The sequence below is a fragment of the Microbacterium sp. K27 genome, assembly GCF_004794435.1.
GTDB classification, from domain to species: domain Bacteria; phylum Actinomycetota; class Actinomycetes; order Actinomycetales; family Microbacteriaceae; genus Microbacterium; species Microbacterium maritypicum_A.
Genome location: NZ_SSDK01000047.1, coordinates 147,530 through 172,491 on the forward strand (window position 1 = coordinate 147,530; position 24,962 = coordinate 172,491).

At 68.3% G+C, this 24,962-nt stretch carries 29 protein-coding genes; 16 read left to right on the forward strand and 13 right to left on the reverse strand.

What is annotated here, in order from left to right:
- Positions 1-43 precede the first annotated feature (43 nt).
- Both DW307_RS17490 and DW307_RS17495 read left to right on the forward strand, forming a co-directional pair.
- Complete coding sequence (locus DW307_RS17490) at positions 44-3,514, forward strand: TM0106 family RecB-like putative nuclease (RefSeq protein WP_136025332.1); 3,471 nt, start codon at positions 44-46, stop codon at positions 3,512-3,514.
- Positions 3,511-4,305, forward strand: a complete 795-nt coding sequence (locus DW307_RS17495; protein WP_029265978.1) for a GNAT family N-acetyltransferase — start codon at positions 3,511-3,513, stop codon at positions 4,303-4,305. The genes DW307_RS17490 and DW307_RS17495 overlap by 4 nt, the downstream gene beginning before the upstream one ends.
- A 21-nt stretch (positions 4,306-4,326) precedes the next feature.
- Here DW307_RS17495 and upp read toward each other — a convergent pair whose 3' ends face one another.
- Positions 4,327-4,959 (reverse strand): uracil phosphoribosyltransferase, encoded by a 633-nt coding sequence (gene upp / locus DW307_RS17500; RefSeq protein ID WP_021198071.1) that lies wholly within the window; start codon positions 4,957-4,959, stop codon positions 4,327-4,329.
- An 80-nt stretch (positions 4,960-5,039) separates the two neighbouring features.
- Here upp and tadA point away from each other — a divergent pair, with 80 nt between their 5' ends.
- A complete protein-coding gene (gene tadA, locus DW307_RS17505; protein WP_021198070.1) occupies positions 5,040-5,495 on the forward strand; it encodes a tRNA adenosine(34) deaminase TadA in 456 nt (151 codons plus the stop codon).
- A 12-nt stretch (positions 5,496-5,507) separates the two neighbouring features.
- Here tadA and DW307_RS17510 read toward each other — a convergent pair whose 3' ends face one another.
- Positions 5,508-6,479: a cation diffusion facilitator family transporter gene (locus DW307_RS17510; RefSeq protein ID WP_021198069.1), complete on the reverse strand. Its 972-nt coding sequence runs from the start codon at positions 6,477-6,479 to the stop codon at positions 5,508-5,510.
- Between the two features lie 59 nt (positions 6,480-6,538).
- Here DW307_RS17510 and proC point away from each other — a divergent pair, with 59 nt between their 5' ends.
- Positions 6,539-7,378, forward strand: a complete 840-nt coding sequence (proC, locus tag DW307_RS17515) for a pyrroline-5-carboxylate reductase (RefSeq protein ID WP_021198068.1) — start codon at positions 6,539-6,541, stop codon at positions 7,376-7,378.
- 3 nt (positions 7,379-7,381) lie between these two features.
- Positions 7,382-7,669: a DUF1905 domain-containing protein gene (locus tag DW307_RS17520; RefSeq protein ID WP_029259759.1), complete on the forward strand. Its 288-nt coding sequence runs from the start codon at positions 7,382-7,384 to the stop codon at positions 7,667-7,669.
- Between the two features lie 16 nt (positions 7,670-7,685).
- On the opposite strand, the gene DW307_RS17525 is transcribed toward DW307_RS17520, so the two are convergent.
- The 4 genes from DW307_RS17525 to DW307_RS17540 all read right to left on the reverse strand — a co-directional run bounded on the left by DW307_RS17525 (position 7,686) and on the right by DW307_RS17540 (position 12,207).
- A complete protein-coding gene (locus DW307_RS17525) occupies positions 7,686-9,212 on the reverse strand; it encodes a hypothetical protein (RefSeq protein ID WP_240750750.1) in 1,527 nt (508 codons plus the stop codon).
- A 47-nt stretch (positions 9,213-9,259) separates the two neighbouring features.
- The gene (locus DW307_RS17530) at positions 9,260-10,036 is read right to left on the reverse strand and encodes an ABC transporter ATP-binding protein (protein ID WP_029259761.1); all 777 of its coding nucleotides are present in this window, start codon (positions 10,034-10,036) and stop codon (positions 9,260-9,262) included.
- Between the two features lie 76 nt (positions 10,037-10,112).
- Positions 10,113-10,784: a potassium channel family protein gene (locus tag DW307_RS17535; protein WP_021198064.1), complete on the reverse strand. Its 672-nt coding sequence runs from the start codon at positions 10,782-10,784 to the stop codon at positions 10,113-10,115.
- Positions 10,777-12,207: a TrkH family potassium uptake protein gene (locus DW307_RS17540; RefSeq protein WP_021198063.1), complete on the reverse strand. Its 1,431-nt coding sequence runs from the start codon at positions 12,205-12,207 to the stop codon at positions 10,777-10,779. Before DW307_RS17540 ends, DW307_RS17535 begins: the two co-directional genes overlap by 8 nt.
- Before the next feature lie 106 nt (positions 12,208-12,313).
- On the opposite strand from DW307_RS17540, the gene DW307_RS17545 reads away from it, so the two are divergent.
- Both DW307_RS17545 and DW307_RS17550 read left to right on the forward strand, forming a co-directional pair.
- Entirely contained in the window at positions 12,314-12,724 is a 411-nt protein-coding gene (locus tag DW307_RS17545; RefSeq protein WP_029259762.1) for an ArsR/SmtB family transcription factor, read from the forward strand.
- A gap of 70 nt (positions 12,725-12,794) precedes the next feature.
- Complete coding sequence (locus DW307_RS17550) at positions 12,795-13,505, forward strand: DUF2071 domain-containing protein (RefSeq protein ID WP_136025334.1); 711 nt, start codon at positions 12,795-12,797, stop codon at positions 13,503-13,505.
- 194 nt (positions 13,506-13,699) lie between these two features.
- Here the strand turns inward: DW307_RS17550 and DW307_RS17555 are convergent, their stop codons facing one another.
- Together DW307_RS17555 and DW307_RS17560 are read right to left on the reverse strand one after the other, a co-directional pair.
- Positions 13,700-14,527 carry an ABC transporter permease gene (locus DW307_RS17555; protein WP_136025335.1) on the reverse strand — a complete coding sequence of 276 codons (828 nt, stop codon included), beginning with the start codon at positions 14,525-14,527 and terminating at the stop codon, positions 13,700-13,702.
- Positions 14,524-15,417, reverse strand: coding sequence for an ATP-binding cassette domain-containing protein (locus DW307_RS17560; protein WP_205810537.1), 894 nt, complete (start codon positions 15,415-15,417; stop codon positions 14,524-14,526). The genes DW307_RS17555 and DW307_RS17560 overlap by 4 nt, the downstream gene beginning before the upstream one ends.
- A 102-nt stretch (positions 15,418-15,519) precedes the next feature.
- Here DW307_RS17560 and DW307_RS17565 point away from each other — a divergent pair, with 102 nt between their 5' ends.
- From DW307_RS17565 to DW307_RS17605, 9 genes are all read left to right on the forward strand, one after another.
- Positions 15,520-16,452 carry a TetR/AcrR family transcriptional regulator gene (locus DW307_RS17565; RefSeq protein ID WP_029259766.1) on the forward strand — a complete coding sequence of 311 codons (933 nt, stop codon included), beginning with the start codon at positions 15,520-15,522 and terminating at the stop codon, positions 16,450-16,452.
- A 109-nt stretch (positions 16,453-16,561) separates the two neighbouring features.
- Positions 16,562-16,753, forward strand: a complete 192-nt coding sequence (locus tag DW307_RS17570) for a helix-turn-helix domain-containing protein (RefSeq protein WP_017204627.1) — start codon at positions 16,562-16,564, stop codon at positions 16,751-16,753.
- Positions 16,754-16,909: 156 nt separating this feature from the next.
- On the forward strand, positions 16,910-17,008 hold the full coding sequence (locus tag DW307_RS17575) for a 30S ribosomal protein bS22 (protein ID WP_003792170.1): 99 nt from the start codon (positions 16,910-16,912) through the stop codon (positions 17,006-17,008).
- A gap of 78 nt (positions 17,009-17,086) precedes the next feature.
- Entirely contained in the window at positions 17,087-17,389 is a 303-nt protein-coding gene (locus tag DW307_RS17580) for a rhodanese-like domain-containing protein (protein ID WP_021198057.1), read from the forward strand.
- Positions 17,386-17,682, forward strand: coding sequence for a glutaredoxin family protein (locus DW307_RS17585; protein WP_021198056.1), 297 nt, complete (start codon positions 17,386-17,388; stop codon positions 17,680-17,682). Before DW307_RS17580 ends, DW307_RS17585 begins: the two co-directional genes overlap by 4 nt.
- Positions 17,679-17,981, forward strand: a complete 303-nt coding sequence (locus DW307_RS17590; RefSeq protein ID WP_021198055.1) for a Dabb family protein — start codon at positions 17,679-17,681, stop codon at positions 17,979-17,981. The genes DW307_RS17585 and DW307_RS17590 overlap by 4 nt, the downstream gene beginning before the upstream one ends.
- 172 nt (positions 17,982-18,153) lie before the next feature.
- A complete protein-coding gene (locus DW307_RS17595; RefSeq protein WP_021198054.1) occupies positions 18,154-18,972 on the forward strand; it encodes a basic amino acid ABC transporter substrate-binding protein in 819 nt (272 codons plus the stop codon).
- Between the two features lie 34 nt (positions 18,973-19,006).
- Positions 19,007-19,804, forward strand: a complete 798-nt coding sequence (locus DW307_RS17600) for an amino acid ABC transporter permease (protein ID WP_136025337.1) — start codon at positions 19,007-19,009, stop codon at positions 19,802-19,804.
- A complete protein-coding gene (locus DW307_RS17605) occupies positions 19,801-20,556 on the forward strand; it encodes an amino acid ABC transporter ATP-binding protein (protein WP_029259770.1) in 756 nt (251 codons plus the stop codon). Before DW307_RS17600 ends, DW307_RS17605 begins: the two co-directional genes overlap by 4 nt.
- A 99-nt stretch (positions 20,557-20,655) precedes the next feature.
- Here the strand turns inward: DW307_RS17605 and DW307_RS17610 are convergent, their stop codons facing one another.
- From DW307_RS17610 to DW307_RS17630, 5 genes are all read right to left on the reverse strand, one after another.
- Positions 20,656-20,835 (reverse strand): YegP family protein, encoded by a 180-nt coding sequence (locus tag DW307_RS17610; RefSeq protein ID WP_017828129.1) that lies wholly within the window; start codon positions 20,833-20,835, stop codon positions 20,656-20,658.
- Positions 20,836-20,923: 88 nt separating this feature from the next.
- Positions 20,924-22,015 carry an ABC transporter ATP-binding protein gene (locus DW307_RS17615; RefSeq protein ID WP_136025338.1) on the reverse strand — a complete coding sequence of 364 codons (1,092 nt, stop codon included), beginning with the start codon at positions 22,013-22,015 and terminating at the stop codon, positions 20,924-20,926.
- A complete protein-coding gene (locus tag DW307_RS17620) occupies positions 22,012-22,806 on the reverse strand; it encodes an ABC transporter permease (protein ID WP_136025370.1) in 795 nt (264 codons plus the stop codon). Before DW307_RS17620 ends, DW307_RS17615 begins: the two co-directional genes overlap by 4 nt.
- Positions 22,803-23,741 carry an ABC transporter permease gene (locus tag DW307_RS17625; protein ID WP_235045202.1) on the reverse strand — a complete coding sequence of 313 codons (939 nt, stop codon included), beginning with the start codon at positions 23,739-23,741 and terminating at the stop codon, positions 22,803-22,805. Before DW307_RS17625 ends, DW307_RS17620 begins: the two co-directional genes overlap by 4 nt.
- Positions 23,738-24,877 (reverse strand): ABC transporter substrate-binding protein, encoded by a 1,140-nt coding sequence (locus tag DW307_RS17630; protein ID WP_136025339.1) that lies wholly within the window; start codon positions 24,875-24,877, stop codon positions 23,738-23,740. The genes DW307_RS17625 and DW307_RS17630 overlap by 4 nt, the downstream gene beginning before the upstream one ends.
- Positions 24,878-24,962 lie beyond the last annotated feature (85 nt).

Here is a 24,962-nt window from a genome sequence, read left to right on the forward strand (position 1 = left end):
ATGCCGCGGATAGTGTCGAAGCATCCGACAGAACGGGAGCATCGTGCGGATCGACACTCAGGCGCAGCGCGTCATCTGGAGCGCGAGCGACCTCAAGGCGGCCGCGGAGTGCGAGTTCGCGTGGTGTCGGGCGATCGACGCGAAGCTCGGAAGAGTGCCGGCGGTCGAAGAGCCGGAAGACTCGACCCTGAAGCGGGCCGCCGAGTTGGGCGATGTGCACGAGCAGAACGTGCTGGCCCGCTACATCGACGACCTCGGTGACGAGAACGTCCACCGCATCGAGAAGGTCTCTTCCGTCGATGCCGATGCATTGGCGGATGCGGTCGACGAGACCATTGCCGCCCTCCGCTCGGATGCGGAGGTCGTCTTCCAGGCGGCTTTCGCGACCGAGGAGTTCGTCGGTTTCGCCGACTTCCTCCGCAAGGATCACGACGGCCGCTGGCGGGTGCAGGACTCCAAGCTCGCCCGAAAGGCCCGTGTCACGGCGCTCATGCAGCTGGCGGCATATGTCGACCAGCTCGATCGCCTCGGCATCCCGCGCTCCGGCGAGGTCGACCTCATCCTCGGCGACGGCACGCTCAGTACGCACGCCGTCGACGATCTCCTTCCGCTGTTCCAGGTGCGGCGGGCGCGACTGCGTGCCCTCATCGCCGATCGACGCATCGCCGACGGCGCGGCGGGCGCGCCGCTCGCATGGGGCGATGATCGCGGCGACCTCCAGATCGTGGCCTGTGGCCGCTGCGCCACCTGCGAGGAGCAGGTGCTCGCGCATCGCGACCTCCTGATGGTGGCGCGGATGCGTCCGGTGCAGCGAGCACGTCTGCGGGCATCCGGCATCGAGACGATCGACGAGTTGGCCGTGGCACCCGAAGCTCCCATGGGCATGAACGTCGACACGTTCGAGACTCTCCGAGCCCAGGCGCGTCTGCAGCTGCGGGCTGACGCCGAGGGAGCACCGACATTCGACGTCCACTACGCGCAGGCGATCCACACACTCCCGTTGCCCAGTCACGGCGATATCTTCTTCGACTTCGAGGGCGACCCGCTCTACACCGAACCCGCTCCCGACGGCGAGGCGCTGTGGGGGATCGACTACCTCTTCGGCTGGGTCGACAACGCGGACCAGTACTCGGCGTTGTGGGCTCATACCTTCGCCGACGAGAAGCGGGCTCTCGAGATGTTCCTCGACTTCGTCAATGCGCGCAGGCTGGCGCATCCCGGCATGCACATCTACCACTACGCGCCGTACGAGACCTCGCACCTCGTGGCGATGGCCGCGCGGCACGGCGTGCGCGAGGGCGAGGTCGATCGGCTGCTGCGCGAGGGCGTGTTCGTCGACCTCTACCCGCTCGTGCTGCGGACCGTCCGGGTCGGCTCCCGGTCGTACTCGATCAAGAAACTCGAACCGCTCTACATGGGCGATGACGTGCGCACCAGCGACGTGCAGAAGGGCGACGACTCGATCGTGCAGTACGTCGCCGCTCGTGAGCTCGCGGCGGCGGGGGAGAAAGCCGAGGCCGACGCAGTGCTGGCCGACCTCGCCGATTACAACCGCTATGACTGCGTGTCGACACGACGCCTGCGCAACTGGCTCATCGACATCGCACGCCGGAAGGGCGTGACGCCCGCGCCGCTCGATGATGCCGACGAGGTCATCTACGAGCCGTCCCCCCGTTCCGTCGCGCTGCTCGCCGATGCGGAACGCGCCGTGGAAGGCGGCGGCGACGGGCTCGTGCACCGTATCGCCGCCGCGGCCATCGACTACTTCCCCCGCGAGGCGAAGAGCTTCTGGGTGTCGCATTTCCAGCGGCTGCGAGAACCGGTGACGATGTGGGATGGCACGCGTGATGTGGTGAAGGTCGATCGCCCGTCGTCGGTCGTGCGCCGCGAGTGGAGCATCGGCGAGGGACGACGTGTGATGTCGCGTGACATCGAGATCCGCGGCGAGGTATCGCCCGGCACGACGCTCGGCCCGGGTGCGCAGCCGTTCGCGCTCTACGAGGTCCCGGCCCCCTTCGACACCGAGGTGCCTTCACGCGCCGTCCACGTGCCGCACACCGTCACGGTGGTCGAGGCGCTCGACGACGGCTACCTCGTCTCCGAGTCGGCAGTGCAGGGTCAGACCTGGGACGAGCTGCCGCTCGCTCTCACCCCGGCGGCGCCTCCGCGCGTGGTCTCACTGCAGGGAGCGATCGACGAGTGGGCCGATGCCGTGCACGCGGCCGCCCCCGGCTTCCCGCACGACGCGGCGACCGACATCCTGCGTCGAATTCCCCCGCGCACGACATCGGGCGAAGCACTGCCCCCGGCCCGCGACGATACGATCGATGCCATCGTGCGTGGTGTGCTCGACCTCGACCGCAGCTACCTGGCGGTGCAGGGCCCTCCTGGGACAGGGAAGACCTATACCGGATCGCGTGTGATCGCGCGCCTGGTGAACGAACACGGTTTCAAAGTCGGCGTCGTGGCGCAGTCGCATGCGATCATCGAGACCCTTCTCGCGCGCATCGTCGCCGACGGCGTCGCGCCGGCGCAGGTCGCGAAGGCGCCGAAAGATCCCGAGGCAGAGCCGCCGTACACCGTGATCCCGAAGAACGGCATGGCATCGTTCCTCGCCGAGCATGCGGGCGAGGGGGCCGTCGTCGGTGGCACGGCCTGGGACTTCAGCAACACCCAGCGTGTCGATCGTGCCGGCCTCGATCTTCTCGTGATCGACGAGGCGGGTCAGTTCTCGCTCGCCTCGACGATCGCCGTCGCGGCTGGGGCGAAGCGGCTGCTGCTCCTCGGCGATCCGCAACAGCTCCCGCAGGTGAGCCAGGGCGCGCATCCCGAGCCCGTCGACACCTCGGCCCTCGGCTGGGTGATGGACGGCGACCCCGTGGTGCGGCCCGAATACGGGTACTTCCTCGCACGGTCGTGGCGGATGCATCCGTTCGTGGCTGGGCCGGTGTCGAAGCTCGCCTACGCCGGACAACTCGCCTCGGCGCCGGGAACCGAGCGCCGCTCACTCGACGGAGTCGATCCGGGGCTGCACGTCGTGCCGCTGCGCCACCGCGGCAACGCGACGCAGTCACCGGAGGAAGCCGCCGAGGTCGTACGACTCGTGCGCGATCTGGTCGGGAGAACGTTCACCGACAACGACCCCGACGCCTCGACGAGGCCGCTCACGCCGTCCGACATCATCGTCGTCACGCCTTACAACGCGCAGCGTCAGCTGGTGCTCGACGCGCTTTCCGACGCCGGCTTCCCCGACGTTCCGGTGGGCACTGTCGATAACTTCCAAGGCAAGGAGGCTGTCGTCTCCATCACGTCGCTCGCCGCCTCGAGCGGACGGGACGCTCCCCGCGGACCCGAGTTCCTGCTGCTCCAGAATCGGCTCAACGTGGCGATCTCCCGCGCGCAGGTCGTCGCCTATCTTATCCACTCGCCCGCGTTGCTCGACGATCTGCCGTACACGCCGGAGGGAGTGGCTCGGCTCAGCGCCTTCGCCCGCTTGGTCGGTGCGGCGGAATGAGCGAGCCGACGCACGCGCACTCGACAGACGAGATCCTGCGCGCGGCTGCGGCCTGGGTGTGGTTCCCGCGCGACAGCGAGCACGAGCGCAGTGAGCTGCTCCTCGTGCGGGATCCGTCGAGATTCGGCGGCGGAGTCCGCGGTTCCCAGGTGAGCTCCGTCCTCGAGCCCACGGAGATCGTCGACCATGCTCTGGAGCGGACGAGAGCGTGGGGCGCGTCGAGATTCACCTTCTGGACGAACCCCTCCGACCGTCCGGACGTCGAGGAGGAGCTTCGTCGGCGGGGAGCGGAGCATATCGACACGGTGGCGGTGTTCGCTCGACCGGTCGATGGCGCCGCAGCAGTCGATGTGCCGGACGACATCACCGTCGAGGTCGTGCGCACGCTGGAGCAGGTGCGTGACGTCGACGCGGTCAACGTGCCCGTGTGGCAGCAGGAGCCCCTCGACCCGCAGGGACTGCGGGCGGAGCTCGCCGAGGTGACGACGGCGCTCGAGACTCGCGAAGGCTTCCGGATTCTCGCGCGGATCGGCGGCCGGGCGGTCAGCACCGGCGGGTGCACGATCGACGGTGGATTCGTCCGGCTCTGGGGTGCTTCGACACTGCCGGAGTACCGTGGTCGCGGCGCGTACCGCGCGGTCCTCGCCGAACGCCTCCGAGAAAGCGCAGCCTGGGGAGCGACGACGGCGCTCGTCAAGGGGCGCATCTCGACGTCGGCGCCGATCCTGGCGCGCGCCGGCTTCACCCACTTCGGCGACGAGCGCGCCTACCGCCTGACTCTCGAGGCCTGACCCCGTCGGGGCAGGTCAGCGTCAGACCGTGCCGTAGAGCCGATCGCCGGCGTCGCCGAGTCCGGGCACGATGTACCCCTTCTCGTCGAGGCGCTCGTCGAGCGCGCCGAGCACGAGGGTCACATCGCGGTCGCCCGCCATCGCCTCGATCGCGGCGACGCCCTCCGGGGTGCCGAGCAGGCAGATCGCCGTGACGTCCTTCGCACCGCGGTCGAACAGGAACTGGATCGCGGCGGCCAGCGAACCCCCGGTCGCGAGCATCGGGTCGATCGCGAAGCACTGACGGTCGCTCAGATCGTCGGGCAGACGCTCGGCGTAGGTCGTCGGCTCGAACGTGGTCTCGTCGCGCACCATGCCGAGAAAGCCGACCTCGGCGGTCGGGAGCAGCTTCACGAGGCCTTCGAGCATGCCGAGACCGGCACGCAGGATCGGCACGACGATCGGTCGCGGCTCCGAGATCTTCACGCCCGTCGTGGTGGTCACCGGGGTCGTGATCTCGATCGGGCTGACCTTCACGTTGCGTGTCGCCTCGTACGCGAGCAGCGTGACGAGCTCCTCCGTGAGCTGCCGGAAGACCGGCGACGGCGTGCGCGCATCGCGCAGTACCGAGAGCTTGTGAGTGATGAGAGGGTGGTCGGCCACGTGAACACGCATGGATACAGGGTAATGCGCCGCGCGGTCGGGCACGACATCGAAGCTCCGCCCGCGCTCGGCGGCTGTCGTAGGCTCGACGCATGACCGCTGCAGACGACCTCGCGATGCAGCGCGCCCTCGTGCTCGCCGCCGAGGCGGCCGCGGCATCCGAGATCCCCGTCGGTGCCGTCGTGATCGACGGGGGAGGGCGGATCATCGCCGAAGGGCGCAACACCCGCGAGGAGACCCACGATCCGACCGGTCACGCCGAGATCGAGGCGCTGCGGCGCGCGGCGGCGTCCGTCGGTTCCTGGAACCTCGACGGGCACACGCTCGTGGTCACCCTCGAGCCGTGCATCATGTGTGCCGGTGCCATCCTGCAGTCCCGCGTCGGCCGTGTGGTGTTCGGAGCCTGGGACGACAAGGCCGGCGCGGCCGGGTCCATGTACGACGTGCTGCGCGATCGCCGGCTGCCTTACCGGGCCGAGGTCATCGGCGGCGTCCAGGCCGACGCGGCCACAGCGGTGCTGCGTTCGTTCTTCGAGCAGCGTCGCTGAGTCGAGCCCCGCTCAGTCGGACGACTTCAGCACGAAGACGTCGGTCGAGGGCTCGGGGTCGATCGCCGGGCGGTACACGTCGGGCTCGATGTAGACGATCCGCGCCACCGGAACGGCCTCGCGGATACGGGCCTCGATCGCGTTGATGTCGTCGGCGGCCTCGCGCAGCGGCTTGTCGGCGTTCAGGGCGATCTTCGCGGCGACCATCAGTTCGTCCGGGCCGAGGTAGAGCGTCTTCATGTGGATGATCTTCTCGATCTCGTCGCCCGCGTTGATCGCGTCCACGATACGGTCGTGGTCCGCCTGCGTCGCGCCTTCACCGACCAGGAGGCTCTTCGTCTCGACGCCCAGCACGATCGCGATCAGCACCAGCAGCACACCGATCATCACGGTGCCGAGTGCATCGAACATCGGGTTGCCCGTGATGAGGGTGAGGCCGACGCCGAGAAGGGCGAACGTGAGGCCGGTCAGCGCTCCCACGTCTTCGAGCAGCACGACCGGGAGCTCAGGTGCCTTCGAACGGCGCACGAACGACACCCACGACTGGCCCTTCTCCCGCACGAGGTTGCTCTCGCGCACGGCGGTGCGCAGCGAGAAGGATTCGAGCCCGATCGCGACGACGAGCACGACGAGCGGCAGCCACCACCACGTCTTGTCGAGCTCGTGCGGATTCGTGAGCTTCTCGACGCCTTCGTAGATCGCGAAGAGGCCGCCGACCGAGAAGAGGATGATCGAGACGACGAAGGCGTAGACGTAGCGCTCTCGCCCGTACCCGAACGGGTGCGCACGGTCGGCCTCGCGTCGGGCCTTGCGCCCTCCCAGCATCAGCAGCAGCTGGTTTCCGGAGTCGGCGACGGAGTGGATCGCCTCCGCGAGCATCGAGGCAGACCCGGAGAGGGCCCAGGCGATGAACTTCGCGAGGGCGATGCCCATGTTCGCCAGGAACGCCGCGACGATGGCCTTGTTGCCTCCGGATGCACTCATGGGACGAGTCTAGAACCGCCCGCCCGAGGATGTCGGAGTGCCCGCCGTAGGATGACGACATGGCTGACTCGCTTCCTTCGCTCGCTTTCCTCGGTGCCGGCTCGATGGGTGGTGCGATCCTCCGTGGGGTGGTCGCCTCGGGTATCCCCATCGACGGCGGCATCGCCGCGACGAACCGCACCGCGGAGAAGGCGGAGGCATTCGCCGGGCTCGACGGCGTCACGAGCATCGCGCTCGCCGAGCGGCCGGACGGCAACGCCGAGGCGGTGGAGGGCGCCCGCATCGTGCTGGTCGGCGTGAAGCCGGCCATGGTGCCCGACCTGCTCCGCGAGATCGCCCCGCACCTCGCCGCCGACACGATCGTGGTGAGCGTCGCCGCCGGCGTCACGCTGCAGACCTTCGCCGACGTGCTCGGTGCGGATGCCCGCGTCATCCGCTCCATGCCCAACACCCCGTCGACCGTCCGCAAGGGGGTCACGGGAATCGCGGCAGGCGCCGCGGTCTCGGACGATGACCTGGCTCTGGTGCGTCGCCTCTTCCAGACCGTCGGAGCCGTGGTCGAGGTGCCCGAGTCGCAGATCGATGCGCTGTCGACGATCTCGGGCTCCGGTCCGGCGTACGTCTACCTGCTGATCGAGGAGTTCACGAAGGCCGCGGTGGGCATGGGGTTCGACGACGCCGACGCCCGCCTGATGGTCGAGCAGACGTTCATCGGCGCGACGGCGCTGCTCGACGCCTCGGGCGAGGACCCGACGGAACTTCGTCGTCGGGTCACCAGTCCGAAGGGGACGACCGAGCGTGCGGTCGCCGTGCTGCAGGACGCGCATCTCGAACGCACCTTCGCCGATGCCGCCGCTGCGGCTCTCGCGCGTGCCAGGGAACTCGCCGCCGGGGCGTGAGTGATGCGACTGCGGATCGAGGGCGCGATCTGGTACTGGCGCGGTCCCGCGCCCTTCCATTTCGTCACGGTGCCAGCCGCCGAGAGCGAGCTGATCCACGAGATCGCTTCCGTCGTCACGTACGGGTGGGGCATGATCCCCGCATCGGTCACTGTCGGTGAGACCACGGTGACCACCGCCCTGTGGCCGAAGGACGGCGGGTACATCGTGCCGATCAAGAAGGCGCTCCAGGACCGCGAGGGCGTCGGAGTGGGCGACGTGGTCGAGATCACCCTCGACATCGACGCCTGACGGGTTCCGGTCTCGCTCAGCTCTCGCTGGACACGTCGGCGAGCACCTCGGGCCAGCGACGATCCAGGACCCTCCCGCCGAGCACGGTTCCACCCCAGATCGTCAGTCCGCCGAACGCGATGCCGCATGCGAGGCTGACCCAGCCGAGGGCGGGGTTCCAGATCGCCGCGATCGCGAATCCGAGTGCGGGGGCACCGAGGGCGAGCGTGATCGGACCGATGATGATCATCGCGAGCAACGACTGCACTCCTCCGGACGAGCCGCGTCCGAAGGGATTCGCCTCCGGGGCGGGTGCGCGTCCGGGGAGGAAGCTCCCCACCCATGCACCGGCGCCGCCGGCGATCGCCGTCAGGCCGAGAGCGGCGCCGAGACTGCCCGGCAGCAGGTCGGGACGTCCGGCGAGGAGGCAGGTCGCCACGCACAGCACGATCGTCACCGGAACCGCGATCAGCCCGAAGCCGAGCAGGCGTCCCGCGCGGTCGGCGGCACCGCTGACCCCGGTGAGGATGTGGATGGCGACGGCATCGTTGTCGTAGGCGATCGCCATCTGCACGATTGTTCCGGCGAGCAGGGCGTTGATCGCGGGGATCAGGGTGATGGCCGGGGCGAAGCCGATCGCCTCCTCCTGCAGACCGTTCATCAGCGCGATGCCGATGAAGATCGCCGGCAGCAGCAGGAGCATCACGATGTTGACCAGTTGGCGCGGATCACGACGGAAGTAGCGCAGCGACCGTGCGGCGATCGCCCCCATCGAGTTCGCCGGCAGCACCCGGTCGAGCAGACCGCCGGAACGCACCCGTCCGCCCCCGCTGCTCTGGATCGGCGAGACGAGTCGCGCGGCCAGCAGCCGCTGCGACGCGAACCACAGCACGACCACCGTCGCGAGGGCGATCAGCAGGCGGAGCGCGGCGGTGAGGATGTCACCCTGTGCGGCCGAGGCGGACACCCCGAATACGGCACCCACCGGTGTCCAGGCGGCGATGTCGGCGATGGTGGTGAACGCCTCTCCGACGTCACCGACCCTGGTCAAGGCCCCGATCCCCAGGTTGAGGATGAGGCCGGACGAGGCGGCGAGCAGCACGCCGAGGGTCAGCACCAGGTCGCGTGTGCTGCGGCGCGCCAGCCAGCCGGCGAGGAGGCCGCTCACCACGCGGGCACCGAGCACACAGGTGACGACGGCCACCGGGATCATGATCACGGCGCTCAACAGAGCGGGCATGCTGACCGACCAGCCGAGCAGCATCAGCAGCAGGGCGACCGTGGTGCCGATACCACCGATGGTCGTGGCTCCGGCGACGACGAAACCCGGCAGCAGTGCGGGTGCGGTCACGGGCAGCAGAGCGAAGCGCTCCGGAGCGAGCGAGTCGTCGGCGCTGACCAGGATCGACCCGATCCACCACCCGAGCACGATCACCGAGCCGGTGAGCACGATGGCGGTGACGGCGCCGTCGGGCGCGGCGAAGCGCAGCGCGACGAGTCCGGCGGTGAGCCCGGCGAGGAGCCCGAGCGCCACCATGCCCGTGATGATCAAGGTGACGATCATCCAGGGATTGCGGGACAACTGATGGCGGAGCTGCCGCCAGCGCAGACTTACGAGGAGCGCAACCATGCGAGCGTCTCCGTTCCGAGGTCGTGCGCCCCCACGAGCGTGAGGAAGCGCTGCTGCAGGGAGAGGCCGGCTCGCACCTCGTCGAGCGGGCCGTGCGCGAGCAGGCGTCCCTCTGCGACGATGGCGACTCTGTCGCACATCGATTCGACGAGTTCCATCACGTGGCTGGAAAGCACGACAGTGCCGCCGCCGTCGACGAACGATCGCAGGATCTGCCGGATCGTCTCGCCCGACACCGGGTCCACGGCCTCGAGCGGCTCGTCGAGGATGAGCAGGCGCGGAGCGTGGATCAGCGCGCAGGCGAGTCCGATCTTCTTGCGCATGCCCGCGGAGTAGTCGACGACGAGCGTGTCGCGGGCGTCGGCGAGCCCGAGGGCCTCGAGCAGGTCGACGGTCCGGGAGACGACGTCCGCCTCGGCCATGCCGCGCAGGAGCCCGGTGTATCGCAGCAACTCGGCGCCGGTCAGTCGGTCGAGCATGCGGATGCCGTCGGGCAGCACGCCCATACGCGCTTTCGCCTCGGCGGGGTTCTGCCACACGTCCGCGCCGAGCACCCAGGCGGTTCCCGCATCGGGACGCAGCAGGCCCGTGGCCATCGCGAGGGTGGTGGTCTTGCCCGCCCCGTTCGGGCCGAGCAGCCCCAGCATGGATCCGGCCGGCACGTCGAGGGAGAGACTGTCGACGGCGACCTTCTGCCCGAACTGCTTGCGAAGCCCGCGAAGGGCGAGGACGGGAGGAGCCGCGGTGTGGTCGGTCATGGGTCCCATCCCATCACGACGACGCGGACCCTCACATCCGCCGCGAGGGGGAGTCGGCAGACCGGACGACGCGTCGTCAGCGGTCGAGGCCGGCGAAGCGCTCGATGTCGCTGTTGGTGCCCGAGACGATGATGAGGTCGTGGTTCGTCACGATCGTGTTCGCCTCGGCGTAGCGGAACGGCTTGCCCGGACTCTTCACCCCGACGACGGTGACCTTGTACTTGGATCGCACGCCGGACTCGTTCAGTCCGACGCCGCGGATGAACTTCGGCGGGTACATCTTGGCGAGGACGAAGTCGTCGTCGAAGCGGATGAAGTCGAGCATCCGTCCGCTCACGAGGTGCGCCACGCGCTCACCCGCTTCGCGCTCGGGGTAGATGACGTGGTTGGCGCCGACACGGGCGAGGATCTTGCCGTGCGACTGGGAGACGGCCTTGGCCCAGATCTGCGGCACCTTAAGGTCGACGAGGTTCGCGGTGATCAGCACCGACGCCTCGATCGAGGATCCGACGGCGACGACCGCGACCTGGAAGTCCTGGGCGCCGATCTGACGCAGCGCGTCGATGTTCTTCGCGTCGGCCTGCACGGTGTGCGTGACCCGGTCGGACCACTTCTGCACGAGTTCGAGGTTGTCGTCGATCGCGAGCACCTCGCGGTCGAGGCGATCGAGCTCGCCGGCGCAGGCAGCGCCGAACCTGCCGAGACCGATGACGAGGACGGGAGCGTCGCCCCGCAGGACTTCAACCAACGATCGGCCTTTCCACGGGCAGTGAGTAGTACTGCGTTCGCGATGTCGCGGCGACCGCCGCGGCGAGTGTCACTGTACCAACGCGGCCCATGAAGATGGTCGCGGCCATCACGTACGAGGCCGAATCGGGAAGTTCCGCGGTGAGCCCCGTCGACAGGCCGACCGTGCCGAACGCCGAGATCACGTCGAACAGCACGTGGCTGATATCGGCCTTGGTTATCTGGGCGATGACGATCGTCGACAGCGCGACGATCGTGGCCCCCCACGCGACGACGCTGAGGGCCACGCGCTGCACGTCGCTCGGGATGCGGCGGCCGAACGCCTCGACGGACTGACGGCCCTTGGCCTCGGACCACACGGCGATGGCGAGCACGGCGAGGGTGGTCACCTTGATGCCGCCGGCCGTCGACGCCGAGCCGCCGCCGACGAACATCAGCATGCTGGCCGCGAGCAGGGAGGACCCGTTCAGGTCGTCCATCTCGATCACGTTGAAACCGCCGGATCTGGTCATCGCCGAGAGGAAGAACGCCTGGAAGGTGGTGTCGGTGGCGTCCATGGAGCCGAAGGTCTTCGGGTTGTTGAACTCGAGGATGACGAAGACGGCCGCGCCCAGGATGAACAGGAGGATGGTCGTGACGAGGGTGAGCTTGGTGTGCAGGGACCAGCGCTTCACGTGCCAGACGTGCTTGGCGAGCGTGTAGATGACGGGGAAGCCGATGCTGCCGAGGAAGACGCCCACCATGAGGAGTGAGAGCACCAGGTAGTCGTCGGCGAACACCGCGACGCCGCCGTCGTTGGGAGCGAAGCCGGTGTTCGTGAACGCCATCGCCGCGAAGTAGGGCGCCTCCCAGAGCGCCGCGATCGGGTCGACCCCGGCCATCACGAGCGCGGGATAGAGGAGGATCGCGAGCGACGCTTCGATGATGAGCGCCGAGACGGCGACGGTGGTCAGCAGCTGGCCGACTTCGCCGAGCCGCACGGTCTGGCTCTCGTTGACCACGCCGCCGTGCGCGCGCATCGGATTCGTGTCGCCGGCGGCCATCAGCTTGGCACGCAGGCCGAGGCGCTTCGAGATCAGCATGCCCATGAGAGACGCGAGGGTGAGGACACCCAGGGCGCCGATGTTCACGCCGAGGAACACCACGACGTGTCCGAAGGGGGACCAGTAGTTGGCCATGTCGACCGTTGCGAGTCCGGTGACGCAGATGGTGGAGACAGCGGTGAAGAGGGCGTCGCTCAGCGGCGTGACCGTGCCGCTCGCGGAGGCGATCGGCAGGGAGAGGAGAACCGTGAACACGAGGATCAGCAGCGCGAAGACGACGATCGCGAAGCGCGACGGCGACGAGGTGACGAGGTGCTTGACCCATCCGGCCGCACTCTTCAGGCTCTGCCGCGGGGACGACGCCGAAACGATGCCCGACATCGCTGCCCCCTCTGGTTTCTCCTTCGGTCGCGCCGAGCGACCGCACGGCGCCTGTCGCCGAGCCTTCGTCATGGTACTCCGTGCCGGGGACGACTACCCTGAACTCATGACGGACATCTTCGACGTGATCGCAGACGGTACGAGGCGAGACATCCTCCAGCTCCTGCTGCGGCGCACGACCGAAGGGGAGGCCGGCACCAGCGTCAGCCAGATCGTCGCCGATCTGGGCATCAGCCAGCCCACCGTGTCGAAGCACCTGAAGGTGCTGCGCGACGCCGAGCTGGTCACCGTGCGCGAAGACGGTCAGCGCCGTTTCTACAGCCTCGCGGTCGAGCCGCTCGAAGTCGTGGACGACTGGCTGGTGCCGTTCCTGGTCGACGCCTACGGCGACAGCGCACCCGACATCGATTACCACGCGGTTCCCGAAAGCGCGGCGCATGCCGCCGAGGTCGTCGGACGGGCGGCCGCCTCCGCGAAGCACGTCGTCGCGAACGCGCTCAAGCGGCTCGGAGCGTGACGGTTCGAGCGACGCCGAACGACCGCATCAAAGGCTTGTAGCTATTTAGCAAAGCTGTTAAATTCTAGGCATGAACCTCCTCATGCGCACACTTCGCGGCCGTATGCGGCGCCGTCTGCTGCTGACGTATCGGGTCGATCCGTCGGTGGCCGGCGAGATGATCCCCGCCCCCTTCCGCCCGCAGCTCATCGACGGGAGCGCGGTCGGCGGGGTGTGCCTGATCGCGCTGACGGAGCTGCGTCCCGGTTGGCTGCGACCGCGGTGGGGCATCTCCACGGAGAACGCCGCGCACCGGTTCGCGGTCGAGTGGGACGAGGGCGGGACCACGCGCACGGGCGTCTACGTGATCGAGCGGCACTCCTCGGACATCGTGCCCGTCATCGGCGGGGGTCGGTTCTTCCCCGGCGTGCAGCGGCGCGCGCGGTTCGACATCGACGAGACCGACTCGCGAATCCAGGTCCGGATGCAGGCGTCCGACGCGAGCGTCTCCGCAGACATCGAGGTGTCGGAGGAATGGGAGAGCTCGCTCTTCCCGACAGTGGGCGACGCTTCACGGTTCTACCGGGCGGGCGCCACCGGCTGGTCGCCGCGACGCGACGGCAGGGGAGCGGAGGCCGTAGAGCTGTCCGCGGCGCGCTGGGCCGTGGAGGCGGGCCGCGTGAACGAGGCCAGGTCGTCGTTCTTCGACGGTCTTCCGCAGGGCGCCGCGCAGATCGACAGCGTTCTGGTGATGCGCGATCTCCCCGTCAGCTGGCGGAGACCCGCAACGACTCGCCCCTGACGACAGGGGGGCTTGTCGTCAGGGGCGAGGTGCGGGTCCCCACACCCGGGGCGGACTCGGCGGTGCCGGCACGAGCCCTGCGTCAACAGTCCCAGCGGCAGATGAGCGAAAGCCGCAGAACGCCTATGTCTCCGCTGGGATGTGGGCTCCGCGGGGATATGTCTTCGCGGGGATGCCCGCTGCCGCGGGTCCGCTCAGCGTCGCCCGGCTTTGCGGCGGAAGAGCCACGCGCCCCAGGCGACTGCGATCGCGAGGATGACGACGCACCAGCCGATCGCCCACCACGCCTCGCTCTGCACGGGAGCATCAGTGAGCAGCCCGCGGATCGTCTCCACGATGGGTGTGATCGGCTGATTCGCGGCCACCGGCTGCAACCACTCCGGCATGCTCGCCACCGGGACGAACGCACTGGACAGGTAGGGGAGGAAGAGCAGCACGAAGCCGTAGCCGTTCGCCCCTTCCGGGCTTCCTGCGGCAAGGCCGATGGCGGCGAACAGATACGTGATCGCGAGGATGTACAGCGCGATCAGGGCGGCGAGCCCCACCCACTCCGCTGCGTTCGCGCTCGGACGGAAGCCCACGAGCACTCCCACGCCGATCACGATCGCCGTGGCGATGAGGTTGCGCAGCACGCTCGCGACGACGTGCCCGGTCAGCACCGCCCCCGCTCGCAGCGGCATCGTGCGGAACCGGTCGATGATGCCGGTGCGCATGTCGTTCGCGACATACACGGCGGTGGAGGAGGCTCCGAACCCCGCGCAGGTGAGGATGATGCCGGGCACCACGTAGTCGACGTAGGCGCCGGACGGATCGATCGCTCCGCCGAACACCCACGTGAACATGAGCATGAGCATGACGGGCAGCATGATCGCCATGAGCAGCGATTCGCCGTCTCTCAGCGAGTGGCGCAGGCTGCGACCGACGAACACCGCCTCGGCGGTGAGGCCTCGCAGGCGCGGGCGCGGTGAAGGGGCGGGGAGGGCAGGTGCCGCGGAGCGAGGGGCGGCGAGGGTGATGTTCATGCGAGCTCCTTCACGGGGTGGTCGATGGGGGCGGCCGCGGTGACGGCGAGGAACACGTCGTCGAGGGTGGGGCGGCGCAGGGTCACGGTGCCGTCCTCTCCGTCTTCGTCGAGCAGGTCGAGCGCTCGCCGGAGGTCGGCGACCGTGCCATCGGTGGGGATCTGCCGGCGAAGCTCGCCGCGGCGGTCGTGGAGTTCGACGGTGTCTCTGCCGACGCGCGCCTTCAATGCGGCAGGCGTGCCGAGGGCGGCGACCCTGCCGTCGTGCAGCACGGCGATGCGGTCTGCCAGCTGATCGGCCTCCTCCAGGTACTGGGTGGTGAGGAAGACCGTCGTCCCCGCGTTCGCCAGCATGCGGATGATGTCCCACAGCCTGCGACGGCTGCGGGTGTCCAGACCCGTGGTGGGCTCGTCGAGGAACAGCACCTCCGGCGTCACCACGAAGCTCAGGGCGAGGTCGAGGCGACGTCGCATTCCGCCGGAGAACGTGCGCACCATGCGGGAGGCGGCATCCGTGAGATCGAACTGGTCGATCAGGTCGGCGGCACGTCGTCGCGCGGCTGCCCGTCCGAGCCCGGCGAGCCGCGCGAACATGACGACGTTCTCGGGCGCGCTCAGTGCATCGTCGACGGCTGCCGCCTGGCCGGTGAGGCTGATCCGTCTCCGGACCTCGATCGCCTGCGTCCCGATGTCCCAGCCGGCGACCCGCGCCGAGCCGGCGTCTGCCGCGGTGAGGGTGGTGAGGATGTTGATCGTCGTGGTCTTGCCGGCGCCGTTCGGCCCGAGCAGGGCGAAGACCTCGCCGCGGGCGACCGCGAAATCCAGTCCGTCGACGACGGTCTTGTTCCCGAAGGCCTTGCGCAGCCCCTGCACCTCGATGGCTGTCTCCATCAGGCGCTCCTTTCTGTGTATGTAGAAAACTGTGTATCACCAACGCAACTGTGTATGACCGTAACACACTGTTTAGCTAATAAACAGAAGTAGGATGAGCGCATGACTGAGACGGAGCCGCCGGAGCTGCCACGCGGGATCGCGCTGGCGTGGGGTGTCGCCGCGAACCCGCAGCGTGGTCCCAAGCGCGAGATGAGCGTCGAGAAGATCGTCGACGCCGCCGTCGAGCTGGCGGATGCCGAGGGGATCGGCGCCGTGTCGATGGCCGCGGTCGCGGCGCGGCTCGGATTCACGCCGATGTCGCTGTACCGATACGTGACGGCGAAGGACGATCTGCTGCTGCTGATGCAGGAAGAGGCGACGGGGCTGCCGCCGCAGAGCCACCTCGAGGCCGACGGCTGGCGCGGACGACTGATCGCCCTGTATGAAGAGCAGGTCAAGCTCTACCTGCGCCATCCCTGGATGCTGTCCCTGCCGATCACCGGATCGCCGATCACCCCGAACAGCTCGGCCTGGCTGGATGCCGGGCTCGCCGCTCTCGACGGCACCGCGCTGACGACGGAAGAGCGCATGGCCGTCGCGCTCGCGGTGACCGGGCATGCCCGCTGGTGCGGGATCGTGCAGGCCGGCTACACCGAGCAGTCCCGCGGCACGGGACTCACCCCCGATGAGGTGGCCGCGAACGAAGCCGCTCTCTTCGATCGGGTGATCACGGCCGAGGAGTTCCCCGCGCTCCGTCGCGCGATCGAAGACGATGTGTTCACCTCGACGGCCGATCCGTTCCGGTTCGCCGTCGAGCGGACCCTCGACGGGGTCACGGCGTACATTGCGGGCCTCGACCGCGGAGAGCTGCACGCCGAGGCGGCGGAGTGGATCGACATCGACCCGGCCGAGGTGTCCGGGGATCGTCGGCTCAAAGAGGCGCAGAAGGCGGTGCGCGAGGCTGAGAAGGCTCTGCGGGCGGCCCGCAAGATCGAGCGTCAGGCATGGCGGGAGGCCAGGGAGCGGTCGGCGAAGGTGAAGAAGTCCGGCTGAACCTGAGTTCTCGCGGTCTGTCGCACCTCACTGATCACACGAGTCACAGAGGTTTACACGCGTCCCAGCTACCACATAGAGTGTGCACATCGAGAAAGGGGTACGTGGGATGCCCGAGGTTCCTGACGTCCGATTCCTCACGGTTGCTGAGGTCGCAGAGCTCATGCGCGTGTCCAAGATGACCGTGTATCGGCTGGTCCATGCGGGGGAGTTGCCGGCCGTCCGTTTCGGGCGCAGCTATCGCGTACCCGAGTCCGCTGTGGCTGATGCGCTGCAGCGCCCGATCGCCGACGTCGGCTGACGTCGATCGCCTTCTCGTGCTCCGCCGCCGGTGGGCGGTCGATGCGTGTGACAGGCGACGCCTTCGGGTTTGCTAGACTGACCCGAGGCATTTTCCGTGCCCGTACCCGGGTGTCCGATTTCGGCGACACCCAGCCACTGACTTAGTGAGGTTTCCGTGGGTTCTGTCATCAAGAAGCGCCGCAAGCGCATGGCGAAGAAGAAGCACCGCAAGCTGCTTCGTAAGACTCGCCACCAGCGTCGCAACAAGAAGTAAGCGACCAGACACGAGCGCCTGTCTTCGGACGGGCGCTTTGTGTCTCCGGCCGCATCTCCGTCCCGCCGAGAGGATGTCATGAAGTCGATCACCGTCACCGAGCTCGCCGAGCGCACCGGTACCCCGCTCATCGATGTGCGGGAGGTGGACGAGTTCGCTGCCGGTCATGTGCCGGGGGCCGTCAACATCCCGATGTCCGAGATCGGCAACCGGCTGGAAGAGCTGCCTGCCGAGGCGTTCGACGTCATCTGCCAGGCAGGCGGGCGCTCGGCTCGTGTGGTCGAGGCTCTGGAGTCGCGCGGTTACGACGCCACGAACGTCGAGGGCGGCACCGGCGAGTGGATCGCCCAGGGCCGCGCGGTCGAGGTGCCGTCGGCGTGACCACGCTGACTCTGATCGGCAAGCCCGACTGCCATCTGTGCGACGTCGCCTCCGACGTCATCGATGCCGTCGTCGCCGAGCTGCCCGACGCCGCCGCCGAGCAGATCGAGATCGTGGAGGCGTCGATCCAGGACGATCCCGCCCTGTACGAGCTGTGGTGGGAGAAGATCCCGGTCGTGCTGATCGACGGCGAGCTGCACGCGCATTGGCGCGTCTCGCCCGACCGGCTGCGAGAGGCGCTCGAAGGCGCACTCCGTGGTGAATCCCCGACCGAACTGAAGGAAGCCCTGTGACGATCCGCCATGTCGTGACCTGGAAGCTCGCCGCCGAAGACGCCGCCGAGCGCGGTGCCCAGGCTGCCGAGGTCGCTCGCCGGCTGAACGCTCTCGACGGTGTCGTCCCGCAGCTCCTCTCCATCTCCGCCGGCGCGAACGTCGCCTATCCGGAGGCGAACTGGGACGTCACGCTCGTCGCGGACTTCCCCTCGGTCGCGGCGATCGACGAGTACCAGGTGCACCCCGCGCACGCCGAGGTCGCCGCGTACATCCGATCGGTCGTCGCCTCGCGCGTCGCCGTCGACTTCGAGGTCTGACACCGCGTCGCACCGTCCCAGGAACTCGGTTTCCACGTGTGATCGGGGCGTACTTGCAACACAAACGTAATGCGCGCGGATGCCGATGTCATTGGTCACCCGACGAGCCGCATGTTTAGATGAACTCCTACCCGTCAGCGGGCCTCCGTGCCCTCGACTCACAGGAGCCGACATGCCTCGTCGCAACCTCATCGCCGGCCTCGCCCTCGTGGCGACGGCCACCCTCGCGCTCGCCGGCTGCGCCACCGGATCATCCGACGCGGGAAGCAGTGACGCTCCCGCCGCCGACGACAAGTACGGTCTCGTCGAGGCCGGAACGCTCACCGTGTGCTCCGACGTCCCCTACCCGCCGTTCGAGGTCGAGGACCCCTCCAGCGAGACCGGCTACTCCGGCTTCGACATCGACCTGCTCAGTGCGATCGCCGAGAAGATCGACCTGAAGCTCGCCGTGCAGGACGTGGGCTTCGACGCGCTCCAGTCCGGCACCACGCTCGCCGCCGGCACGTGCGACATCGGTGCCTCTGCGATGACCATCACCGACGAGCGCAAGGCGAACATCGACTTCTCCGATCCGTACGTCGACTCGCTGCAGTCGCTCCTCGTGCGCGCCGACTCGGACATCAAGTCGATCGACGACCTCGACGGCAAGAACGTCGGCGTGCAGCAGGGCACCACCGGCGAGACCTACGCGGGCGAGAATGCTCCGGGTGCGCAGCTGGTGCAGTACCCCTCGGACGGTGAGCTGTGGCCGGCCATGCAGGCGGGTCAGATCGACGCCATCCTGCAGGACCAGCCCGTCAACTACGTGCACGAGCAGGACGACCCCGACTACAAGATCGTCGAGACGTACCCGACCGACGAGTCGTACGGCTTCGCCTTCGCCAAGGGCGAGAAGGACGAGCTGCGCGACGCGGTCAACAAGGCGCTCAAGGAGCTCCAGGACGACGGCGGATACCAGAAGATCTACGACGAGTACCTCGCGGCCAAGTGACCGGCGGGGTCGGTAGAGCGGGAGGTCCTCGACGATGGCGTTGAGGCGTACCACCAAGAGCAAGCTGTATCGCTACACGGTCTACGTGGTGCTGATCGCGATCGCCGTCTGGGCGATCGTGAGCACCGACTGGGCGAAGATCGGCCCGCTGTTCTTCAATCCTGAAGTCGCGGCGAAGATGTTCCCCGGGATCATCACGACCGCGTTGGTCAACACGCTGTGGTTCACGGCCGTTGCCTTCGCCGGGGGGCTGCTGCTCGGAGTCGTGCTGGCACTGATGAAGCTGTCGACCATCGCGCCGTTCCGGTGGATCGCGACGTGCTGGATCGAGTTGTTCCGGGGGCTCCCCGCGATCCTCACGATCTTCGGCATCGCGTTCATCCTGCCGATCGCGCTGGGCGTGCCCGGCACGAAGCTGGGCGGACCCGTCGTGCTCGGTCTCATCGGTCTCGTCCTCGTCGCCTCGGCATACATGGCCGAGACGATCCGTGCGGGCATCCAGGCCGTTCCGAAGGGCCAGACCGAGGCGGCGCGCTCCCTCGGCATGTCGCCCATGAAGACGACGTTCTGGATCATCGTGCCGCAGGGGTTCCGGATCATCATTCCTCCCCTGACCAACGAGTTCGTGCTGCTGCTGAAGGACACGTCGCTGCTCTTCGTGGCGGGTTCGTTCATCTGGTCGAAGGAGCTCACGACCTTCGCCCGCGATGCGAGCACGCAGAACGCGAACGGAACGCCGCTGATCATGGCGGCGATCCTGTACCTGATCGTGACGATCCCGCTCACGCGCTTCAGTGCGTGGCTGGAGCGACGGATGTCGAGGCAGCGATGATCACCGACCTGATTGATGTCCACGCCCCCGCGATCGACGTGCAGGGGCTCGTGAAGTCGTTCGGCGACAACGAGGTGCTCAAGGGCATCGACCTCACCGTCACCAAGGGCGAGGTCGTGTGCGTGATCGGACCCTCGGGCTCGGGCAAGTCGACGCTGCTGCGTTCGGTGAACCTGCTCGAGGAGCCGACCGGCGGCAAGGTGCTGATCGAGGGGATCGACATCACCGACCCCGACGTCGACATCGACCGCGTGCGCACCCGCATCGGCATGGTCTTCCAGAGCTTCAACCTCTTCCCGCACCTCGATGTGCTGGGCAATCTCACGATCGCCCAGCAGCGCGTGAAGAAGCGGTCGAAGAAGGAAGCCGAGCTGATCGCGCACGCCATGCTCGCCCGCGTGGGTCTGGCCGAGAAGGCCGACGCCTACCCGGGGCACCTGTCGGGAGGGCAGCAGCAGCGTGTGGCGATCGCCCGTGCACTGTGCATGAACCCCGACATGATGCTGTTCGACGAGCCCACCTCGGCGCTCGACCCCGAGCTGGTCGGCGAGGTGCTGCAGGTCATGCGATCGTTGGCCGACGAGGGGATGACGATGCTCGTCGTCACGCACGAGATGGGATTCGCACGCGAAGTCGGATCCCGCCTCATCTTCATGGACGGTGGGCACATCGTCGAGGAAGGCGACCCGCGCGAGGTTCTCGGCAACCCTCAGCATCAGCGCACGAAGGACTTCCTCTCGCGCGTCCTCTGATCCGAGATCCCGGGTCGCCGAGACCCATCGAAATCACCGAGACCCCCTGTCGCAGACGTCTGCAACAGGGGGTCTCGGCGTGGAACGTGGGTGTCGAGCTCAGTCGGCCTCGACGACCTCGGCGTCTGCGGCGTTGCGACGCACGGAGTCGATGCCGTTCAGGGCGGCGGACTTCGATGAGTAGCCTTCGCTGATCGCGATGACCTCGCCGTTGCCGGCCTTCAGACGGAACCGGTACTCGCCGGACTTGTCGGTGTACAGCTCGAACGTGCCTGCCATGAGGCGTCCTTTCTCTCTCGGATGGAGGGAACCCCGCCCCTCGGCCCTCACGCTAGCGCCCGGGGTATGTCAGGGGAAGAGCGGTGAGTCAGCCGCGCGGGTGCACGGCGACAGGCTCGGGAGCGATCGCGATGCGCACCCGATCCCCGAACGCGGGGTGGGTGCCCGGCGCATGCTGCACCCGGACGAGCTCACCGGATTCGGTGCGGACGAGCGTACGACGCATGCTGCCGAGGAAGGTGCTCTCCTCGACCAGGGCATCGGCTGCGGCGTCGGCCTCGGATGCGAAGTAGACGTTTTCCGGTCGCAGATACACGTCGACCGGCCCGTCCGCCCGTGACTGGAGAGGAAGCCGCTGCCCCCAGACCATCACATGATCGCCCTCGGCGACCCCGGCTACGACGCTGGACAGGCCGACGAAAGCCGCGACTCCGGCGGTCGAGGGCATCGTGTAGAGCTGTTCGGGGGAACCGATCTGCTCGATACGACCGTCGTTCATCACGGCGATCCGGTCGGAGACGGCCAGCGCCTCCTCCTGGTCGTGGGTGACGAACACGGTCGTGATGCCGAGGCGCAGCTGGATGCGGCGGATCTCGTCGCGCAGCTGCACGCGCACCTTCGCGTCGAGCGCGGAGAGCGGTTCGTCGAGAAGCAGCACCTTGGGCTCGGTCACCAGCGCACGGGCGAGCGCCACCCGCTGCTGCTGTCCGCCGGAGAGTTGGTGCGGAAAGCGATCGGCGAAGTCGGCGAGTCCGACCAGCGCGAGGGCATCGACGGCGCGGCGCGAGGCTTCCGCCTTCGCGATCCCGCGCCGGCGCAGGCCGAAGGCGGTGTTCTCGGCGACCCGCAGGTGCGGGAAGAGCGAGTACGACTGGAAGACCATCCCGATGTCGCGCTTGTTCGTGGGCACTCGGGAGACGTCTCCGCCGCCCAGGAGCACGGCCCCCTCGTCCGCACCCTCGAGACCGGCGAGCACACGCAGCAGCGTGGTCTTGCCGCAGCCGGAGGGGCCGAGGAGCGAGACGAACTCCCCGGGGGCGATGTCCAGGTCGACACCGTGCAGCACCCGGTTGCCGCCGTAGCTCTTGACGATGCCCTGCAGCTCGACGCGCGTTCCCTCGCCCGCCTGCGAGAGCAGCAGGTTGTCCTTGGTGCGCGGCAGCGCGTGGTCGAGGGTCATGAGCGGGCCTTTCCGGTACCGCGGGCGACGCGGCCGATGACGAGGAGCAGGAGGAAGACGAACACCAGCGCGAGCAGCGTGAAGATCGCCGGCGCATAGGGATCCTGTTTGTTCACGACGACCATGGCGGTCTGGAACACCTGGCGGTTCAGGAGCGAGGCGATCGTGAACTCGCCGAGCACCACCGCGATGGAGATGAGCGATGCGGCGAGCAGCCCCTGGCGGAGGTTCGGAGCGAGCACCCGGAGGACGACCGTCGGCCAGCTGGCGCCGAGCGACCGTGCGGCCTCGGAGAGGGTGCGCAGGTCGGCGGCATCGATCGACGCCTGGATCGAGCGGAACGCGAACGGCAGCACGGTGATCCCGTAGGCGAAGGCGAGCGTCCAGGTGCCGGTGCCGAAGGCGCGACCGATCTGCAGGTAGATGGGAGCGAGGCCGACCACGAGCACGATGGCGGGGATGGAGATGGGCAGCAGCACCGCGAACTCGAAGGCGGGCTTGAGCTTGGGGAAGCGCAGGTTCACCAGGATCATGGTGGGGGCGAGCAGGAGCAGCACGATGGCCACCGTGACGACGGCCAGGATCAGGGAGTTGCCCAGACCCGCCCAGATCGGCCTCAGGGTAGCGGCTGCCGCGGGGTCGAACAGCGCGATCCAGCGGGCGAACGACAGCCCGCCCTCGGGGTCGCGCAGCGTGAAGAGGAACGTCGACACCAGGGGAACGGCGAAGAACGCACCGACGAGGATGCCGATGACCCCGCGGGTCGCGAGGGAGGGACCGAGCCGGTTCACGACTGCCACCGGGCCGCGCGTCGTTGCACGAGGGAGTACAGGGCCATGACGATCCCGACGATCACGATCATGCCGAGCGCGAGGGCGCCGGCGAGGTTCTCGCGGCCGAGGACCGTCTCGCTCGTGAGGGCAGTGCGAATCTGCAGCGGCACGATCTGCGCTCCCTGACTGGCGAGGGCGGCGGCGGTGGCGTACGACGAGAACGAGTTCGCGAACAGCAGCAGCAGGCTGGCGAGGAACGACGGCGCGAGCACCGGGATGCCGATGCGCAGCCAGAAGCTCGCGCGGGTGCCGCCGAGCGTGAGGTTGGCCTCGGCCCACTGCGGCTTGAGTGCGGCGAGGGCGGGCATGAAGGTGATGACCATGAGCGGGATCTGGAAGTAGAAGTAGGGAAGGACGAGACCGGGCAGCTCGTACAGCCAGGTGCCGTTCTCGAAGATGTTGATGCCGAACGAGTCCTTCAGGAAGACCGTGACGACACCCTGGATGCCGATGGTCGCGATGAAGGCGAACGCCAGCATGACACCGCCGAACTGGGCGAGCACACCGGCCGCGGCGTCCACAGCCGAGCGCGTTCGGCCTTCGGGGTCCATGCCGAGCAGGGCGTAGCAGACGAGCGCACCGACGAGCGCACCCACCACGGCGGTGAGCAGCGAGAGCCCGGCGGAGTTCGCGAAGGTGTTCAGCACGACGGGATCGGCGAGGGCCGACATGTTCGACCAGGTGAAGGAGCCGTCCTTCGTGAAGAAGCCGGAGCCGATCGACAGGATCGTCGGCACCGCCAGGAAGAGCACGACGTATGCGGCGAACGGAACGAGCCCGAGCCAGGCGAAGGACGGAGCGGACCGCCGGGCCCTCGCGTGCGGCGAGGACCCGGCGGAGGTGGTGGGGGCGGATGCCGCGGCGTCCGCCCCCGTTGCGGTGAGGGTGGTCACTGGACCGCCGAGGCCCACTTCTCGCCGAGCAGCGTGCCGGCGTTCGTCGACTGCTCCTCGGTCGGGACGACCGTCTCCGCCGGTGCCTCGGGGAGTGCCGCAGCGAGGTCGGCGTCGATCGTGCCGGCGTCGGTCATGGCCTCCATGCGCACCGGACGGGCGCCGCCCTTCAGCCAGAGGTTCTGCACCTCGTCGCTGTAGAGGAACTCCTGCCACAGGCGGGCAGCAGCCGGGTGCGGGGCGTCGGCGTTGATGGCCTGGTTGTAGTACCCGGCGTAACCGGTGCCGTCGAACACGACGACCTTCCAGTCCTTGTTGTCGGCCGTGTGCGAGGCGTTCAGGTAGTCCCAGTCGAACACGACGGGGGTCTCGCCGCTCGCGATCGTCGCGGTGGTCACGTCGACCTTGAGCAGGTTTCCGGCCTTCTGCAGCTCGGAGAAGAAGTCGATGCCCGGCTGGAAGTCGTCGAGCGTGCCGTCGGACTGCACGGTGGCGAGGCCGACGGCGGCGAAGGCCGCACCGGCCTGGGTCGGGTCGCCGTTGATCGCGACGGCGCCCTTGTAGTCGGCCGAGAGCAGGTCGGAGAGTTCGGCCGGAGCGTCGAACTTCGACGAGTCGTAGCCGATCGACATGTACCCGCCGTAGTCGCCGACGAAGAGGCCGGTGGGCTCCTTCAGCTCCTCGGGGATGTCATCCCACGTCTGCACCTTGTACGGCGCGAAGACGTCGGTGTTCTGCAGGGCGACCGTGAGGCCGATGTCGAACACGTCGGGCGCGGTGTCGAGTCCCTCGTTCGTCTTCGCGGCCTGGATCTCCTCGGCGCTCGAGACGTCGGGGGAGGCCTCGTTGATGGTGATCTCGGGGTACTTCTCGGCGAACAGGTCGAGGATCTCGCCGTAGTTCGCCCAGTCGCGGGGGAGCGCGATGACGTTGAGCGAGCCTTCGGCCTTGGCTGCAGCCTCGAGGTCGGCGAAGGTGCCGAAGTCGGTGACAGAGGTCGCGGCGGAGGCGTCGACGTCGGAGCTGCCTCCGCCGGTCGCGTCAGCTGCGCCGGAGCAGGCCGTGAGTGCGAGTGCGGCCGTGGTGGCCAGGGCGATGCCGGCGCCGATGCGCGCGCGGCGGGTGAAGCGAGCCATGAGTGTCCTCTCGGTGTCCGGCGCTGTGAGCCGGTTTCGGGTTGCGAGAGGACACTATGAGGCGCAGGTTGCCGCCCGTCGCGGG

What these genes read in the sequence shown, in the direction of transcription:
- tadA (WP_021198070.1), top strand. Translation starts at nt 5,040, where the DNA reads ATGACCGCTGCAGACGACCTCGCGATGCAGCGCGCCCTCGTGCTCGCC.
- upp (WP_021198071.1), bottom strand. Translation starts at nt 4,959, where the DNA reads ATGCGTGTTCACGTGGCCGACCACCCTCTCATCACTCACAAGCTCTCG.
- DW307_RS17510 (WP_021198069.1), bottom strand. Translation starts at nt 6,479, where the DNA reads ATGAGTGCATCCGGAGGCAACAAGGCCATCGTCGCGGCGTTCCTGGCG.
- DW307_RS17595 (WP_021198054.1), top strand. Translation starts at nt 18,154, where the DNA reads ATGCCTCGTCGCAACCTCATCGCCGGCCTCGCCCTCGTGGCGACGGCC.
- proC (WP_021198068.1), top strand. Translation starts at nt 6,539, where the DNA reads ATGGCTGACTCGCTTCCTTCGCTCGCTTTCCTCGGTGCCGGCTCGATG.
- DW307_RS17580 (WP_021198057.1), top strand. Translation starts at nt 17,087, where the DNA reads ATGAAGTCGATCACCGTCACCGAGCTCGCCGAGCGCACCGGTACCCCG.
- DW307_RS17600 (WP_136025337.1), top strand. Translation starts at nt 19,007, where the DNA reads ATGGCGTTGAGGCGTACCACCAAGAGCAAGCTGTATCGCTACACGGTC.
- DW307_RS17565 (WP_029259766.1), top strand. Translation starts at nt 15,520, where the DNA reads ATGACTGAGACGGAGCCGCCGGAGCTGCCACGCGGGATCGCGCTGGCG.
- DW307_RS17550 (WP_136025334.1), top strand. Translation starts at nt 12,795, where the DNA reads ATGAACCTCCTCATGCGCACACTTCGCGGCCGTATGCGGCGCCGTCTG.
- DW307_RS17530 (WP_029259761.1), bottom strand. Translation starts at nt 10,036, where the DNA reads ATGACCGACCACACCGCGGCTCCTCCCGTCCTCGCCCTTCGCGGGCTT.
- DW307_RS17520 (WP_029259759.1), top strand. Translation starts at nt 7,382, where the DNA reads ATGCGACTGCGGATCGAGGGCGCGATCTGGTACTGGCGCGGTCCCGCG.
- DW307_RS17570 (WP_017204627.1), top strand. Translation starts at nt 16,562, where the DNA reads ATGCCCGAGGTTCCTGACGTCCGATTCCTCACGGTTGCTGAGGTCGCA.
- DW307_RS17630 (WP_136025339.1), bottom strand. Translation starts at nt 24,877, where the DNA reads ATGGCTCGCTTCACCCGCCGCGCGCGCATCGGCGCCGGCATCGCCCTG.
- DW307_RS17615 (WP_136025338.1), bottom strand. Translation starts at nt 22,015, where the DNA reads ATGACCCTCGACCACGCGCTGCCGCGCACCAAGGACAACCTGCTGCTC.
- DW307_RS17610 (WP_017828129.1), bottom strand. Translation starts at nt 20,835, where the DNA reads ATGGCAGGCACGTTCGAGCTGTACACCGACAAGTCCGGCGAGTACCGG.
- DW307_RS17525 (WP_240750750.1), bottom strand. Translation starts at nt 9,212, where the DNA reads ATGATCGTCACCTTGATCATCACGGGCATGGTGGCGCTCGGGCTCCTC.
- DW307_RS17540 (WP_021198063.1), bottom strand. Translation starts at nt 12,207, where the DNA reads ATGTCGGGCATCGTTTCGGCGTCGTCCCCGCGGCAGAGCCTGAAGAGT.
- DW307_RS17495 (WP_029265978.1), top strand. Translation starts at nt 3,511, where the DNA reads ATGAGCGAGCCGACGCACGCGCACTCGACAGACGAGATCCTGCGCGCG.
- DW307_RS17555 (WP_136025335.1), bottom strand. Translation starts at nt 14,527, where the DNA reads ATGAACATCACCCTCGCCGCCCCTCGCTCCGCGGCACCTGCCCTCCCC.
- DW307_RS17560 (WP_205810537.1), bottom strand. Translation starts at nt 15,417, where the DNA reads ATGGAGACAGCCATCGAGGTGCAGGGGCTGCGCAAGGCCTTCGGGAAC.
- DW307_RS17545 (WP_029259762.1), top strand. Translation starts at nt 12,314, where the DNA reads ATGACGGACATCTTCGACGTGATCGCAGACGGTACGAGGCGAGACATC.
- DW307_RS17605 (WP_029259770.1), top strand. Translation starts at nt 19,801, where the DNA reads ATGATCACCGACCTGATTGATGTCCACGCCCCCGCGATCGACGTGCAG.